The 15589-nt window shown below is 65.2% G+C and carries 12 protein-coding genes and 2 pseudogenes; 5 read left to right on the top strand and 9 right to left on the bottom strand.

Annotated features, from left to right (window positions below; genetic code table 11):
* Together VSR34_RS32680 and VSR34_RS32675 are read right to left on the bottom strand one after the other, a co-directional pair.
* Positions 1 to 591, bottom strand: a pseudogene (locus VSR34_RS32680) (hypothetical protein); the annotation flags it as partial.
* A gap of 6 nt (positions 592 to 597) precedes the next feature.
* Positions 598 to 2970, bottom strand: coding sequence for a type VI secretion system tip protein VgrG (locus tag VSR34_RS32675; protein ID WP_342964555.1), 2373 nt, complete (start codon positions 2968 to 2970; stop codon positions 598 to 600).
* Between the two features lie 712 nt (positions 2971 to 3682).
* Between VSR34_RS32675 and VSR34_RS32670 the strand changes: the two genes are divergently transcribed.
* The 3 genes from VSR34_RS32670 to VSR34_RS32660 all read left to right on the top strand — a co-directional run bounded on the left by VSR34_RS32670 (position 3683) and on the right by VSR34_RS32660 (position 5849).
* Positions 3683 to 4402 carry a hypothetical protein gene (locus VSR34_RS32670; protein ID WP_342964554.1) on the top strand — a complete coding sequence of 240 codons (720 nt, stop codon included), beginning with the start codon at positions 3683 to 3685 and terminating at the stop codon, positions 4400 to 4402.
* Between the two features lie 92 nt (positions 4403 to 4494).
* Positions 4495 to 5013 carry a sigma-70 family RNA polymerase sigma factor gene (locus VSR34_RS32665; protein WP_028212766.1) on the top strand — a complete coding sequence of 173 codons (519 nt, stop codon included), beginning with the start codon at positions 4495 to 4497 and terminating at the stop codon, positions 5011 to 5013.
* Positions 5010 to 5849, top strand: a complete 840-nt coding sequence (locus tag VSR34_RS32660; RefSeq protein ID WP_342964553.1) for an anti-sigma factor — start codon at positions 5010 to 5012, stop codon at positions 5847 to 5849. Before VSR34_RS32665 ends, VSR34_RS32660 begins: the two co-directional genes overlap by 4 nt.
* A gap of 54 nt (positions 5850 to 5903) precedes the next feature.
* Here the strand turns inward: VSR34_RS32660 and VSR34_RS32655 are convergent, their stop codons facing one another.
* The 5 genes from VSR34_RS32655 to VSR34_RS32635 form a co-directional block, all read right to left on the bottom strand.
* Positions 5904 to 7673 (bottom strand): trypsin-like peptidase domain-containing protein, encoded by a 1770-nt coding sequence (locus VSR34_RS32655; protein ID WP_051390961.1) that lies wholly within the window; start codon positions 7671 to 7673, stop codon positions 5904 to 5906.
* Between the two features lie 296 nt (positions 7674 to 7969).
* The gene (locus VSR34_RS32650; protein ID WP_028212764.1) at positions 7970 to 8290 is read right to left on the bottom strand and encodes a DUF4148 domain-containing protein; all 321 of its coding nucleotides are present in this window, start codon (positions 8288 to 8290) and stop codon (positions 7970 to 7972) included.
* Positions 8291 to 8517: 227 nt separating this feature from the next.
* Positions 8518 to 8970 carry a MarR family transcriptional regulator gene (locus VSR34_RS32645; RefSeq protein WP_028212763.1) on the bottom strand — a complete coding sequence of 151 codons (453 nt, stop codon included), beginning with the start codon at positions 8968 to 8970 and terminating at the stop codon, positions 8518 to 8520.
* A 149-nt stretch (positions 8971 to 9119) separates the two neighbouring features.
* Complete coding sequence (locus VSR34_RS32640; protein WP_342964552.1) at positions 9120 to 9425, bottom strand: hypothetical protein; 306 nt, start codon at positions 9423 to 9425, stop codon at positions 9120 to 9122.
* Positions 9426 to 9480: 55 nt separating this feature from the next.
* Positions 9481 to 9927, bottom strand: a complete 447-nt coding sequence (locus tag VSR34_RS32635) for an Ohr family peroxiredoxin (protein WP_342964551.1) — start codon at positions 9925 to 9927, stop codon at positions 9481 to 9483.
* 231 nt (positions 9928 to 10158) lie between these two features.
* On the opposite strand from VSR34_RS32635, the gene VSR34_RS32630 reads away from it, so the two are divergent.
* Entirely contained in the window at positions 10159 to 11250 is a 1092-nt protein-coding gene (locus VSR34_RS32630) for a PHB depolymerase family esterase (RefSeq protein WP_028212760.1), read from the top strand.
* Positions 11251 to 11485: 235 nt separating this feature from the next.
* The gene (locus VSR34_RS32625; RefSeq protein ID WP_342964550.1) at positions 11486 to 13423 is read left to right on the top strand and encodes a diguanylate cyclase; all 1938 of its coding nucleotides are present in this window, start codon (positions 11486 to 11488) and stop codon (positions 13421 to 13423) included.
* Positions 13424 to 13496: 73 nt separating this feature from the next.
* On the opposite strand, the gene VSR34_RS32620 is transcribed toward VSR34_RS32625, so the two are convergent.
* Positions 13497 to 14438, bottom strand: coding sequence for an ABC transporter substrate-binding protein (locus VSR34_RS32620; RefSeq protein ID WP_028212759.1), 942 nt, complete (start codon positions 14436 to 14438; stop codon positions 13497 to 13499).
* A 92-nt stretch (positions 14439 to 14530) separates the two neighbouring features.
* Positions 14531 to 15481 (bottom strand): annotated as a pseudogene (locus VSR34_RS32615) (ribose ABC transporter permease); the annotation flags it as partial.
* Positions 15482 to 15589: the final 108 nt, after the last annotated feature.

The raw sequence follows: 15589 nt of genomic DNA, 5'->3' as shown, positions 1-15589 counted from the left end.
GCTGCTCCAGACGCTATCCTTCAACACGGAATGGAGATTAAACCCGGGAAAGACGGAAGCAAATCTCGCAAAAAACCGGACATTTCTATTGAGCCGGAGACCGGACATCTGTATCTGGCCATGACATCGGACCTTCTGGCCGCTTCCCTTTACCGCAGGCGTCACCTGTCCTTTGGCATCGGGACCAGACGGTGTCAGCAGAAAGTCAGCAAGGCCCTGTCCATCGATTCCGAGCTTATGGCATTCGGTGAGCGACATCAGGTGCATATACAGCGAATAGAACGTCAACGTGCGACCGTCGCCCGTTTCGGTGGAATGCTTAAGCAGAACGAAGCCCGCGTTTCCATTCCCGGAATCGATCGCGTGCTGGCAGACTCGGTACGCCATCACCTCGCCATCGGCAATCGCACGCACTGCGCCGTGCATGACCGGCGCAAGATGTACGCCGCAATGCCACCTCCGGTCGGCCGCAATCGGATAGATACCGTGCGCGAGTTCGAACTTGTCGACGGCGTCCATCACGGGGTCCGGCTTCGATTTGTCGTCAGACATGAGGCCCGATTCGGGCAGATAGGGAGGGCTGATGATCATGGCGTGTCAGTTCGTATGGGGAGGACGATCGTCGAGCTTCAGGTCGCTCTTTGGCAGGATGGGCAGTTGGGCCGGCACGTTGTCGGGGCCAACGAACGTGAACGAGCCAGCCTTGATGGTGAACGCACCGGGGCAGTGGAAGGTCACGTTGCCGTTCTCGATCACGAGCGAGCCCCCGCCGCTGTTGAGCGTGATTTTCGACTTCGCCGCCACCTGGACGTCGGCGCTCTCGCTCGCAACGCGCAGCTGCTTTTGCGCGAACAGGTCCATCCCGTCCGTCAGCGCTGAGGCCGTGAACTTGCCCTTCGCGGCGGTGAGATTGATACCGAGCTTGTGCGCGCACAGCGAGATCATGTCACCCACCGCCATACGCAGGCGCTTCGCAATACTCACGTCCAGGTCCTTGCCCGCGGTCACGATCACGCTCTCGCCGGCCGAGTGCTGGAGCGATTTCGGCGTCACGAACGCCATACCGCCCGGGGCGCTCGCGAGCAGCCCCGCGTCACGAAGCTGGTTCAGCCCGTCGAGCAGCGCCGACTGCGTGGCGCGGTCGGCAGGATCGGCACCGGCCTGCGTGGTCGCCGCCGCGAGGTCCGTCACGCGTTGCAGCGCCGCCTTGAGCTGTGCGACGGCGGCCGGCATCTCGAGGTGCGGGGTATCCGGCCCGGCTGCTGCATCCGCCGTGAAGAACAATCCCTTCGCTGCGCGAAGCGTCCCCCACGATTTCGTGGTCGCTTCAAATCCCTCACCACGAGCGAGCTTTTTACCGTTGAGCAGATAGCCCTGGTTGAAGGCCGTCTGGCTGTACACCGTCGCCAGCCGCGCGCTTTCCTTGCCCTGCAAGTCGTTGAAAACGACCTCGGCACCGAGCAATGGCGAGCGCCAGATGGAATAGCTATACAACGCATCGGTGCCCCGAACCGGATCGCGGTGGGCATGGTCGTGCAGGGCGCCGCTGATGTGCATACGATCCACGTCCGCATGCGCCGCCTCCAGCAGCACCTCGGTGTCCGGCAGCAGCGGCGCGTGCAAACCGCCCTGATCCGATGACGACACACGCACCAGGCGCAGCTTCAGCAGTTGCCGGTCGGTGTTGCCCGCGCCCTGCAGGAACTTTGGCAAAACGGGATAACGACCGTACTCATCCATACACCCGTAAGGCGTCGAATCGAAGGTTGTCACAACGCCTACGATGGGGCCTTTCAGAAAACGCCAGTCCCGCTCGAAGTCAAATTTCGGACGGTACGTCAGATGCGCAGGCATCGCCTTGAAGCGGGCGTGTGCCGGTTTCGTGCGACTGCCTTTCATGACCATCGACGTGATCACGAACCCGTACTCGGCGCGCGGCACCTTCACATTGGTCGTTTTCACCACGACGCCCGGCGCAATGCCCATCGCGTTCGTCGTGCCCGAGAGCGTCACCTGCCGCGCGATCTGTTCGTCGCGCCGCATCTGTGTGAGTGCTTCGCCCTGCTGCTGCGTCAGGTGGAACTCCGCGCTGCGGCTGACCTGCCCGAATACCGAGCGGTCGCCGGCTTCACTGGAGACATTTACCGTCGCCCGTAACGGGTCGTCTGGCGTGCGGTAGTTGCGCTCATACAGCTCAATCGTCGCGGGCACGAGGGTACGCGCGTCATTGAGTGACAGCACCGCCTCATGGCAACCGGCCGAGAGGCCCGAATCCGGGATCAGCGGAACCTCGACCGAACGGATATAGGCGCGCGAATTGTTGGCAAAGACAATCGTATCGAGCTGGCCATTCTTGCCGCGCCCCTGCTTGTAAAACCAGAAAACGCCCTTGCGGCGGCAGTGCCGGGTGATGAAATTCCACAAGGATTCCTCATACATCACCACCTGTTCCATCTTCTCCAGCAGCCCTTCGATCTGGAATTCCACGTCGACGGCGTCGAAGTTTTTGCGGTCAACCAGCGCCTGCCTGATCATCTCCTGCAGCGTCACGTCCTTGAAGGTATCGGACTTGATGATCCGCTTGCAGAGAGCGGCGAAGCGCGGCTCGATGCGCAGCCGGTAGGTGGCTTCGTCACGGCTTACGCCGATGCGCTCGATGCGCGTGATCACGCCGTTGAAGGTGGCGGCTTCATGATCGACGGGCTCGATATAGCTGACCGAGGGCACGGCCACGCGCTCGTCGACCTGCAGCCCGGCGCGTCGTCCGACGTACTGCTTGCCGTCGAGATCCAGTTGCGACGAAGTCACCGTCACATCCGCCGTATAGTCCTTGCAGAATCCTCCGCGTACCCGGAACTTGACCACGTCAAAGTCGTGTTCGAGAATCCCGACCCAGACCCGCAGACGCTGGCTCAGTCGCGCGCTCGGGTGACGCAGCGCGTCGGTGAAGCTTTTGGTCACTGCATTCATTCACACAACCCATTCCGGTTGAAAGGCACGAGGTGAGATCGTTGCTTTCGCAGCTATAGGCACCGGAATTTAGGGGTTGCAACAGAAAAACGTCAATCAAATTGAAAGGAGATGTCGGAATTAATCAACGATTTTTGTAAAAAATGACAAATCGGATTTATCCTATTTTTAGAGATGGAATTGCGTGGTAATTGGGAGGCGCGCTGACTGAATGAAGGGGTTACCGCCCACGCATTTTCAGGGAAGCACCGACCGTAGCGCTTGATGATTCTCGATCCGTCTCACTTCCGACGTTTATATGTCCGGCCCCCATAGCCTGACCTCGCCACGCAGCGGGAGCGTCCCACTTGATGTAAGCCGTCACAACTGTCGATTCTTCGTGATATGCGGCGACCGGTCGGCCCATCGCCGGTTAATCCCTGGCGATGGGAAATGGAGCTTGTGTCAAACACTATTGTTTTGTGTCGAACCGTATTGTCCTGTGTCGATCTTTATTGTTCGTTCACACATCGACCCTCGGTGCACACGGCTCTGCGATGAACACTGGCCGAGGGAGGGCGCCCAGTGGAGGGTGCTGGCATGCACGTGTAAGGAAAGTATTCGAACGTTGGCGTGGCGCAATGAAAAATATCGAGACGCGCGGCGGAATAATCCCGGGCCGCCGCGCGTTAGCCCCGCATCGCCATCCCTTCAGCATCGCTGCACGCTCATCATGAAGTTCCGCGGGCCGCTCCACCAGCCGCCGGTCTCCGAAGCCGATATCCAGGCCTATAGCGACGGTACGCTCGCCGGCGCGCGGGCGGCGCACGTGCGGCGCTATCTTGCGGGGCGGCCGGGCGAGTGGCACCGCATCCTGTTCTACCGCCGCCTGAACGCACAGATCCGCGACGCGTTTCCAGAGCACGCGGACCAGGCGGCGCGGGCAGCGCAGCCGCGCACCGCGCCGGCACGGCGCGCGCGGGTGTTGCGCTACGCTATCGCTTTCGCCGCCGCGCTTGCGCTCGCAGGCGTGGCGCTGGCATGGGTCGCGGTGTCGGAGCCGTCGCAGCAGATGTTGAACAACGCCGCGGTCATGGCGCTCATGGAGGCCGAAAACGCGCGGCCTGAGGCCTTGCCGGAAGGCGCGGCGCGCCCGCCGTTCGATTTCCGCCCGGCAGGCATGCGCTTTCTGGGCGGCGGCGAGGTGAGGGTCGGGCCGTTCTCGAGCGCGCAGCGTTACCTCTACGAGAGCAGCGACGGCCAGCGCGTGGTGCTGCTGGCGGGCCGCGCCTGGCTCGCGTCCGACGCGCCGCAGTGGAGCGCGCATCGCGCGGGGCCGCTGCGTCTTTTGATGTGGAGAGCGCGCGGCACGCGCTGGGTGCTCGCGGGCGACGCGCGAACGCGCGGCCTGATGCGCGCGGCAGACCTCGCGACGCTGGCGCCGCCGCATTAGGGCAATGGCCAGGCGACGGAACATGACGGCAACGGACGACACGCGCGACGACGCACCCCGCGCAATGACCTTGCAGCAATCCAGGATGGAACATGGACATCCGTGACGAGCTGATAGAGCACGTGCCGCGCCTGCGCCGCTACGCGCGCGCGCTGATCAACAACCGCGAGCTGGCCGACGACCTCGTGCAGGACACGCTGGAGCGCGCGATCGCCCGTACGGAACTGTTTCGTTCCGGCACCGACCTGCGCGCGTGGCTGTTCACGATCATGCACAACATCTTCGTGAACCAGGTGCGCAAGTCGGCGGCGCGCGGCGCGCACGTTTCCGTGGACGACGAAAGCGTGCCCGAAACCGACTACGCCGTGCCCGCCATGCAAACCAGCGCACTCGAAGTGCGCGATCTGGACTACGCGCTGCAACGCCTGCCCGTGGAGCAGCGCGAGGTCGTGCTCCTGGTTGGCCTGGAGGAAATGAGTTATGCCGATGTCGCATTGGCGCTGGACATACCGATCGGCACGGTCATGTCGCGCCTGTCGAGGGGACGTGAGCGCCTTCGCGCGCTCATGGCCGGTTCCGTCCCGCGTACGAATCTGAAGGTGGTGCGATGAGCGAGCAAACCGATTCCGTCACCCAAGACGAAATTCACGCCTACGTGGACGGCACGATTTCCGAGGCGCGCCGCGCCGACGTCGAGCGCGAACTCGAGCGCAACCCCGAGCTGGCCGCGCGCGCGAGCGACTTCTTCGCGCTCAACAACCTGCTGCACGACCGCTACGACCGCGTGCTCAACGAGCCGCTGCCCGCGCGCTTGCGCGTTGCGGCGCCGGCGGTGCGAAAGACGGGTCCGGCGGCAAACTGGCCGCGCTTCGCGGGCCTTGCGGCAGCGCTAGTGCTGGGCGTGGGAATCGGCTGGGGCATGCACTTCGGTATGAGCGGAACGAGCGTCTCCGGCGGTGCGGCGGCAACGGCGGACGGCGGCGATCTGCGCGCGGTGAGCGCGGACAACACCATGCGTTTCGCGCAGCAAGCGGCGCTTGCGCATGTCGTCTACATGCCGACCGTGGTGCGCCCGGACACGATGGACGACAGCCAGGAGCAGGACTTCGTGAAGTGGCTAGCCAACCGGCTCGGCACCAACGTCCATGCGCCCATGCTCTCCAAAAGCGGCTTTGCGCTTTCGGGCGGCCGTTTGCTGGCGGGCGACGACGGCGGCGAGGTCGCACAGTTCATGTATCACAACGCCCGTGGGGAGCGCGTGACGCTGTGCATCTCCCATCGCAGGACGAGCGCCAACACCACCGCGTTCAAGCTCTATCAGGATGGTCCGGTGAACGTGTTCTACTGGGTGGATGGCGACTTCGGCTACGCGCTTTCGGGCGGCATCGACCGCCACGCGCTGCTGCAGCTCGCGCACGACGTCTATGCGCAATTGACGCCGCGCTGAGCGCGCGGCCGGCGGGCGCGGCTTCGATGCCGCCGCGCCCTTGTCATCGGTTTGTCACCTGAGCTTCACCGCAACGAAGCTGCGTGCATTGTTTCGCTGGATCAGCAGCGACATGCTTTTCGTCGCCTTCGCTTCGAGCGCGGCGGCTTCTTCCTGCGTTTCGACCATGGTGTCGTCGAACGACACGACGACGTCGCCGGGCCGCACGCCCGCCTTCGCGGCGGGCCCGGTCGAGGCATCCACCATGAGGCCCAGCGGCAGCCCGGTCGAGCGCTTTTCCTCTTCGCTCAGCGCGTGCGCGACGAGGCCAAGCCGGTCGGCGGCAACGCGCGGCGCCGGCGCGGCGGCTGGTTGGGCGAGCTGGGCGCCCGAGTCCGTCATGACTGTTTTGACGTGGTGCGCGCCAGCCGGCGACGACTTGGTTACCGTATCCGCAGCGGCAGGTGCGGCGGGATCGTCGGTATTTTCTGCCGTCTGTGCCTGCGCCGCCTGCGTCACGGGTGCGGTTTGCTCGGCTGTCGTGCCCTGCGCGGCATCCGCCGCCTTGGCGTCGAATGCCGTGTTCGAGAAGCCGGCCACGGCCGGCTTCCGGTTGCGGATCACCTTGAGCGCGGCTGGCGTGGCGGGCGGCACGGCGGCGAGCGCGGCGGCGAGCGTCGCGGCCCGGTCGACCCGTTTGTTGCCAACTTGCATGATCACGTCGCCGGTCCGGATGCCCGCCCGGCCCATGGGCGAGGCAGGATCGACAGCGTCGACGAGCGCGCCGCCCGCATGCGGCAAGCCAAGGGCCGCTGCGAGCCCGGGGCTCACGTCTTCCACCTGCATGCCGAACGTGCGGATCCTGGCAGGGCCGCCGGCGCTTCCGGGCTTCGCCGCATCGGCATTCGTCGCGGGTTCAGCCTTGCGCGCCTGCAACTGGGCCCGGAAGCGATTGGCTGCGTCGATCGGGATCGCGAAGGTCAAGCCTCCATAGCGGCCGACGTCCGCGTAGATCTGCACGTCGATGCCGATCACCTCGCCCGCGCGATTGAAAATCGGGCCGCCGGAATTGTCGGGGTTGAACGCCACGTCGGTCTGAAGGAAGGGGAACGCCTTGCCGTCGGGCAGCGTGCGCGAGGCCGCGCTCACAATGCCCGTCGTCACGGTGTTCTGGTAACTGTCCGGCGACCCGATCGATAGCACCGGCTCGCCGGCGTGGACCTTCGCCGAGTCGGCGAGCTTCACGAACGGCAGATCGTGGCCGTCGATCTGCAGCACCGCGACGTCGCTCAGCGGATCGACGGCGACCACCTCCGCCTTGAACTCGCGCTTGTCGGTGAGCCGCACGGTGACTTGCTCGGCGCCGTCGACGACATGCGCCGTCGTGAGCACGACGCCGTCGGGGCTCACGATGAAGCCGGAGCCTACGCCCGTCATCACGCGCGGCGCTGCGGCGCCGGGGTCGGACGTGGGCTGCGTGGGGCGCCGGAAGAACGCGGAGAAAGGATCGGCGTCGTCGATGGCCGCCTGCTCGGGCGGCGCGGTCTGGTCTTCGGTGCTGCGCGCGATCACGTGCACGACGGCGGGCCCGTAGCGTTCGGCGAGCGAGAAGAAGTCCGGTGTGGCCATGGCGGTAGCCGCAGGCTTCTCGGCGGCGAGCTTTTGCGCAGCGCTGCTGACGGCCGACTTTCCGGCGCCCTTATCCGCAGGCACGCCGGCTGCCGAGGGTTTGGCCGAAGCCGTGGGAGGCGTTGCGGCGTTCGCCTCGTGACAGAAAGCGCTGGCAAGCGCGAGCGCGAGCGCGGCCGCAGGGCGCGAAGTGCGGGCGAAGATCAGGCGGAGCACAGCACACCTCCCAGTGTTCATCGTGCTGGCGGGCGGCAGGCGAATGTCGTTAGCAATCGCATGCCGACATACATAGTGTAGACACGCTACAAGACAATTGGGGGGAAGGGTTTGTCCTGTAGCACACGCAAGAAGCAAACCTGGAGCGACAGGTGATGCGCGGCGCATGGAAGGCGGCGCGCCGCCGGCTTCGCGGCGTGCCAGGACGGAAGCAAGCGGCGCAGGAAAAGCGCGCAAGTCGCCCCGCTGGCGACTTGCGGGGCAGCCGGCTTGTGGCGGGGAAGGCGGCGCTCGCTTCAGCTCCCCGAATACAGATTGCAGAAGCTGACCGGCCCCACGCACGCCGTGTGCGGCGCGCCGGAATCGCTCTTGCCCTGCATGGGCGCGCCCATGGCGTCGGGCTGCTGCTGCGCCTTCGCGTGGGCGGCCTGCTGCGCGAAGACGGGGCTCACGTCGGGATAAGAACTATCGGTGACGAATTGCGAGCCGTTGGCCTCGGCGTCGATCAACTGCTGGCGGACCTCGGCGCGGGTGAGCCCCTGGGCGAATGCGGGGGGAAGCACGCCGAGGCAACCCAGCGCAACGAGCGAGGCGAAAAGCGGGCGGCGGATATTCATTTCGAACTCCTTAGGAAATAGCCTGTTTCGGCGACCTGCGGGGACGCGGTCGATTCAATGGGGACTGCAACGGGTATACCGTTGCAGGCGGGTAGCTATTCCCGTGGAGTTGTAACAACGGCGAGCGCAGGCGGCGGCCCGATCGCCGCCCGCGTGCTTGTTGCGTGATCTGGACCCGTGCGGCAAGCCGCAGGTCAGCGTGCAGCACGAACGCTCTCTTGCGGCGCCTAGCGGCTTTGCACGTGCTTGATCAGGTTCTCGCGCAGCGTGACGATCTGTTTCTGGAGCCTCGTGAAGTCATCGGGCGTGAGCGCGGTGGCGTCGGTCAGGTCCATTTTTAGACATTTTTCGCGCAGGCGCCGGCCGCTCTTCGTGAGACTCACGCGCACCTGGCGCTCGTCTTCCGGATCGCGCCTGCGTTCCAGATAACCCATCGCCTCGAGCTTCTTAAGCATCGGCGTGAGCGTATTCGATTCGAGGAACAGCTTTTCACCGAGGCCGCTCACGGTCTGGTCGTCTTCCTCCCAGAGCGCGACGATCGCGATGTATTGCGGGTAGGTGAGCCCAAGCTCTTCTAGCATCGGCTTGTAAGCCTTGCCGAAAGCCAGGTTGGTGGAATAGACCGCAAAGCACAGAAAATCGGAGAGCGGCATCTCCGCGGAACGTTCCGTTGTTTTCATCGGGATCCTCCTCGGGCCATGGCAATGAAGGTTTATCGCATGCGATTATATCGCGCTCAACTTAAGAGGGTATGCCGATCCTTTTTCCGGTAGGACCGGCATGCCGCGGCGAGATGCCAGCATGCCGGTCAGGACGCCGCCGGACGCACTCAGTGATGTGCAAAAAGCGTGTCGCGCTGGCCGATAAAAGGTCCGCCCGACTCCGAGCGCAAGCCAGCGACGCCACCGTATGCCGCTTCAGTCGCCTGGGCCGCTTGAGCCGCTTGAGCCCCTTGAGCGCCGTTATTGCCGGAGGTGCTGGCGGCGAGCGTCTGCAGGCTTTGACCCCGTTGTGATTCCGGGGCGCCTATGGAGGGCCGATAGCCGGGCGCCGGGCCATAGCCGCTGGCGAACGCGGGCGCGGCAACGGAGGCGGAAAGAACGGCGAACAGCACAACGATGAGCTTGGTCTTCATGATCGGATCTCGCATACAAAAGTGAAGTGGATTAGCTAAAGGGTCGTGGGTTGGATCACGCCGTGACGACGTTCATGGCGACGTCGATGTTTCCGCGCACGGCCTTCGAATACGGGCAAATTTGATGAGCCGAGTGCGCGATGGCTTCGGCGACGTCCTGCGCGAGTCCGGGAAGGCGAACGGCAAAATGCGCACCGAGGAACCAGCCCGGCCCCGTTTGACCGATATCGACCTGAATATTGACCGAAGTCTCGGGCGGCAACGCGACCTTCCTGAGTGACGCGGCAATGCCGAGCGCGCCCATATAACAAGCCGACCAGGCACCCGCGAAGAACTGCTCGGCGCTCGGGTGCGGTGCGGCTCCGATGAACTCGTGGTTCTCGCCGCCGGGGGCCGACAGTCGGATATCGACGGCACCGTGCTCGCCGCGTTCCACCGCCGGATCGCGGTTGATCGTGGTGTGAGTGTTGCCGGAGAAGATGACTTTTTCGATCGTGGTCATGATGGGGTTCCTTGAAAAGTCTGCAGTGATGGTTTAGATCGCATGCGATGTAATCGCATGCGTCGAATAATGGACAAAGCAGAGTCGCTTGTCAAGCGCATAAGAATTAATCGCATACGATAGATTGATAGACGAGGAAGGGCCATATCGGACGGGGGACGCGCAAAACCCGGCGAGCAATTTGCGGGGCTATGATGAACCGCCAACAGCGCCACAGCGACGCCATTGCTCATGCCCCGGAAAAAGACCAGCGTTTGGATCAGAGGCTTCGAACTGCTCACCCGTACGAGCGGCGCCCGCCCGAAGAAAAAGGCCGGCTCGCGCAAAACGGGGCCGGCGAAGACGGGGCCCGTCAAGACGCCGGGCAGGCGTCTCGACAAGTCGCGTGAAACGCGTTCGCCGTCGCCCGGCGCGGCGGGCAGGTGGCTGCGTTCATATCATTCCGCGCCGCCGCTGGCAGGGCGGCTCGTCAACCATCTCGCTTACGCGCTCTACCTGCCCGCGACGGAGCCGCCGGATGCGGGCATGCCGCTCGTGGTGATGCTGCACGGCTGCAAGCAAACGGCGGAATCGCTCGCCGCGGGCACGCGGATCTGCCGGCTTGCGGAGCGCTCGGGATTCGCGGTGTTGCTCCCTGAACAGGCGAGCACCGCGCATGCGCAACGGTGCTGGCACTGGCACGGCGAGCACGTCGAGTCCGAGGGGCCGGCCGTCGCGTCGCTCGTCGAGGCCATTGTGCGCGAACACGGATTCGACCGGGAGCGCGTCTATCTGGCCGGCATTTCTGCGGGGGCCGGGCTCGCGGCCGCGCTCGCGGTACGTCACCCGAACCTCTTTGCGGCAGTCGGCTTGCACTCGGGGCCGGTTTTCGGCGCGGCAGAGTCCACGATGAGCGCCATGAACGTCATGCGCCGGGGCAGCCGGGAAGACCCCGTGGGCCTGATCGACGCCGCTATCGACGTTTTCGCGCATCCCGGCATGCCGGCCATCATCGTGCAGGGCGAAGTCGATGCCGTTGTTGCGAAACGCAATGCCGCACAACTGGGCATTCAGTTTGCGCGCGTCAACCGGTTGGTCGATGAGCAGGGCGCGTTGCGCGTCGGCGAGATGCGGACCTACGGCCGAGAAGCCGTGGAATACACCGACTATCTGAAATCGGGGCGGCTCGTCGTCAGGGTCTGCGTCGTGCACGGCCTGGGACATGCCTGGAGCGGCGGCGACCCGCGCGAACCGTTCCATTCGGCGCGGGGGCCCAATGCAACGGCCATGATGTGGCAGTTCTTTCGCCGCCGGCGGCGAAACGGCGAGCCGGAGATGACGTGAGTGCGCGTGTCGCGCAACGACGTGACGTGCGATTTCGAGCTGACGCCCTCGCAGATGCGACGCTATGGTCATACACGCAGCGCGCCTGAAGCCGCTGCGCGCCATCGACCGCCTGCGCAGCCAGGCGCGTAACGGCGAGATATTCCGCTCGCCCGCTGGGCTTGTGGAGCCCCGCCGGACCGCAAGGTCGCACGCTATATACTAGGCGCTCGATTTTTCCGTTCGAGCGCATGCCATGACCGTTCCTTCGTCGACGCCCGAGGCCGTTCCGCCCTCCAACGACGCCACGCTTGCGCGCGCGCCGGGGCGGCAGGCCGCCGCCGACGGGAGCGATCCGTTGAGCACGCACCAGCATGCGGTTTCGGTCGCCGCCGCAGCGGGGGAGATCGTTGCCGACGCCACGCGCGGGGAAGCGGACCTCGCGCTCGAAGGCTTGTTGCGTCTCGTGGCGTCGCATTTCGGCGTGGCGGCGGCTTGCATCGTGCCAGGCGACGTCTTGGCCGCGCGAGGGCTGGGCACGAGTGTGGACGAAGTGCTTTGCGAGGCCCTGCGTGCGCTCGCGCCGGAGGCCGGTGCGAGCGGCGCGCGCGAGCCGCTCGTGGTGTCCGCCATGACTGGGAATCCTGCGTGGCGCAGCATGCTTGCACGCGCGGGCGAGCCGTTTCGCTTTGTCGCCGCATCGCCGTTGCGCAACGCGCACGGCGAGCACGTGGGCAGCCTTTGCCTGATCGACCCCGAGCCGCGCGAGCTCGATGCCACGGAGCGCGCGCGCCTCGGCGACTTCGCGCGTGTGGCCGCAGTGCTGGCCATGTCGCCGGCGCTCGCCGCGAATAACGGCCATCGACGCTACGCAGAAGACGCCCTCACGCTGCGCGCGGAACTCGAAGCCCTGCGCGAGCATGAGCGCCTGCTCTCGTACGCCATTGCCGGCAGCGGCACGGGAGTCTGGGATCGCAATGTGGTGACGGGCGAGATTCACTACTCGACGGGATGGAAGGCGATACTCGGCTATGCGGAGCACGAGCTGACGAACCGGATCGAAGACAGTATCGAGCGCCTGCATCCCGAGGACCGCGAGTACGTGAAGGCCGCGATGCAGGCGCACTTCGACGGCCGCACCGCCTCTTATGAAGTCGAGCATCGCATCCGCTGCAAGGACGGCCGCTACAAGTGGATCTGCAGCCGCGGCAAGGTCATGAGCCACGACGAGGAGGGACGTGCGCTGCGCATGATCGGCACGACCACTGACATCACCTCGATGCGCGAAATGGCCGAGCGCTTGCGCGAGAGCGCGGCGCTCGTCACCAATCTTACGAACGAGGTTCCGGGCCTCGTGTTCCAGCGCCGCCAGTCGCCGGGCGGCCGCGCATTCTTTTCCTATGCGAGCGCAGGCATCGCGGAAATCTACGAGCTCACGCCCGGGCAGGTCGCGCACGACACGGCGTGCGTCGACGCGCTGATCCATCGCGACGATCTCGACGCGTGGCGCGCATCGTTCGAGCACTCGGCGGCGCATCTCACGCCGTGGCACCTGGAATTTCGCGTACAACTGCCGCAGCAGGGCTTGCGCTGGCGCCAGGGCGATGCGCGGCCGCAGCGGCTCGCCGACGGCACCACGGTCTGGCACGGCTTCATCACGGACGTCACCGATCGCAAGCGGATCGAAGCCGAGCTGCAGGAATTCGCGAGCACGGACAGCCTCACGCAATTGCCGAACCGCCGCCATTTCATGGCGCGTATCGCGGCGCAACTCGCGCATATGCGCAATGGCGGCGCCGGCGCGGCCGTGATGATGTGCGATCTCGACCACTTCAAGTCGATCAACGACCGCTGGGGCCACGCGATCGGCGACGAGGTGCTGCGCCATTTCGCCGAAATCCTGCGCACGCAGCTGCGCGCGGGCGACCTTGCGGGGCGCATAGGCGGCGAGGAGTTCGCGATCCTGCTCGCTGCCACCGAACTCGACGGCGCGCGAAGCCTTGCGCAGCGCATACAGGAGCGCTTCGCCGCGCAACCGCTCGCAGTCGCTGGCGAGACGGTCGCGCTCACCGTGAGCATCGGCATCGCGCTCATGAACGCCGCCGACCCGAGCGCCGAAGCCGCGCTCGCGCGCAGCGACTTCGCGCTCTACCGCGCAAAGAAAGGCGGCCGCAACCGCATCGAATGCGCGTGAGATTCTGAGCGTTAGCTGACGCGTGCGGGCAGCGGCGTCCTGCACACACGCGCCTGGTGCTGAAAAGTGCTGATTAGTGCGGCGACGACCAGCCCTTGTAGCTGCTCACGTTGTCGCGCGTGACGAGCTGCGGCGTCATCTCGATCATCGGATTGGCGGGCTTCTTGCCGTTCATGATCTCGTAGCCCACTTGCACGGCCGTTTGCGCCATCTTCCACGGGTCCTGGCTGGCCGACGCCTGCACCATCGTATCGGACTTGAGCGCCGTTTCGATATCGGGCGCGCCATCCACCGAGGTGATCACGATGTTGCTGCGATGAAGCTGCTTCGCGGCGAGGTCGCTGCCAATGGCCTGCGGGTCGTTGATGGCGAACAAGCCATCAAGCTTCGGGAAGCGCGTGAGGTAGCCCTGCATCACGTTCATGCCGCCTTCGCGGGAGCCTTTGCCGTCCTGATCATCTGAAAGAATCTTGATGCCGGGCGACTTGGCGAGCACCTGCTTGCAGCCGTTCACGCGGTCGATCACGGCCGAGACCTGCGGCCCGTTCTGGATGATCACGTTGCCCTTGCCGTTGAGTTTCTTCGAGAGGTACTCGCACGAAATCTCGCCGGCCTTCACGTTGTCGGTCTGCACGGTGGCGTTGGCGCCCGCGGCGGCCACGTCCACGGCCATCACCACGATGCCGGCCGCCTGGGCCTTTTTCACCGCGGGCTCGATCGCCTTCGGATCGGTCGCGTTCAGGAGGATCATGTCCACGTGCGCGGAAATGAAGTTGTCGATCTGCGTGAACTGCTTGTTGAGGTCGTAGTCGGCGGAAACGGCCGTGACCTTGGCGTTCGGATTGATCTGCTTCGCTTTCGCTTCGGCGCCGTGCACGATCGTCACAAAGTAAGGATTGCCGAGCGATCCGACGGTGATGCCGACCGATTTGAGCTGCTTGTCGGCGGCGTGCGCACCTTGCAGCGCGAAACCGAGGCAGAGGGCGGCGGCGAATACGGCTTTCTTCTTGAACATGAGGTTGTCTCCTGAGAGGTCCTGTTTGGGTGCTTTCCGGGCGGGTGCAGGAGGACCGCCTGCGCCCGCGCTATTTCTGTTCGTAGTGTCGATTACGTGCGGGCCGAGCCGCGCTGGCGGTAGCGGTCGAGCGCCACGGCGCCGACGATCACGAGGCCCTTGATGATGTACTGCCAGATGTCCGAGACGCCGAGCAGCACGAGGCCATTGGTCAGGACCGCGATGATCAGCGCGCCGATCAGCGTGCCGACGATCGAGCCCACGCCGCCCACGAAGCTCGTGCCGCCCAGGATGACCGCGGCGATGGCGTCGAGCTCATACGACTGGCCCAGCTGCAGGCCGTTGGCCGCGTAGAGGCGGGCGGCCGACATCACGGCGCCGAGACCGGCGAGCAGACCCGAAACGGCATAGACGAACATCTCGATGCCCCACACCTTGATGCCCGAGAGGCGCGCCGCTTCCGGATTGCCGCCCACCGAATAGATGCGCAAGCCCAGCACCGTGCGGCGCAGTACGAACCACGAGGCGGCCACCACCACGATCGCGATGATGACGAGCCAGGGCACGCCGAGCACCGTGCCGTTGCCGATGAACGCGAACGGCAGTTGCGGGTTGAAGATCGTCGTGTCGTGACCCATGAGACGCGCGACGCCGCGCACCGCGGTGAGCGAGCCGAGCGTGACGATGAACGGCGGCAGTCGCAGGAGCGCGATGAGCGCGCCGTTGATGAGGCCAAAGCCGAGCCCCACCGCGAGCGCCGCGGGCACGCCGAGCCAGCCCCAGCCCGCGATGTTCGAGCCGAGCATCGCGGCCATGGCCGCGGCGGCCAGCACCGAACCCACCGAGAGGTCGATGCCGCCCGTGAGAATAACGAAAGTCATGCCGGCGGCGAGCACGATATTGATCGAAGCCTGTTGCGTGACGATCGACAGATTTTCCAGCGTGAAGAAGCCGTCGTTGAGCAGGCCGAAGCCGATGCACAGCAGCACCAGCACAGGGAGCATGCCAGCGGTGCGGACGAGGGATTTCATGCGTTGGCGGTGGCCGTCGACCGCGACGCTGCGCGCCGGTTGCGCGGGCGAGGCCGCGACGCCATGCCGGGGAAGGATGCTCTTCATGTCGTACTCCTGAGGGACGTATTCAGCGTATGC

It is taken from the genome of Paraburkholderia sp. JHI2823, from assembly GCF_038900695.1.
Lineage (GTDB): Bacteria > Pseudomonadota > Gammaproteobacteria > Burkholderiales > Burkholderiaceae > Paraburkholderia > Paraburkholderia mimosarum.
This window is presented reverse-complemented; position numbering and strand designations above follow the sequence as displayed.